Annotated in this window: 1 protein-coding gene; it reads right to left on the bottom strand. The window is 60.2% G+C overall.

The window, feature by feature from the left end:
• A partial coding sequence (locus FKM52_RS21570) for a bacteriophage T4 gp5 trimerisation domain-containing protein (protein ID WP_220446306.1) occupies positions 1-344 on the bottom strand: 344 nt, incomplete at both ends.

Raw genomic sequence — 344 nt, 5'->3', positions numbered from 1 at the left:
GTGGTTTCATTGCCCGCCACGTTTTTAGTGCGGTTAGCCCCTACGCTGTGCGACTCATCATTTTTAACGCTGGTGTCCATATTGCGCTCGGCCTGGATAAACACCTGCTCGGCGCCCGCCTTGTCTTCAAAGCGCAACATATTGGCGTTAGCCGGCGTGCCGTCTTTGGTACGGCTCATAAATCCCATCTGCGTCGCCGCTCCCGGCAATCCCCACGGCGGCATGCTCGCCTCGTTGTAGACGCGTCCGGTGATGATCGGCCGGTCCGGATCGCCGTTGATAAAATCAACGATCACCTCATCGCCCACGCGCGGGATCTGTACGCCGCCGTAGCCCTGGCCGGC

Source organism: Mixta tenebrionis, assembly GCF_006517625.1.
Lineage (GTDB): Bacteria > Pseudomonadota > Gammaproteobacteria > Enterobacterales > Enterobacteriaceae > Mixta > Mixta tenebrionis.
Note: the sequence above shows the minus strand (reverse complement) of the source record. Positions and strands in the feature narration are given on the sequence as shown.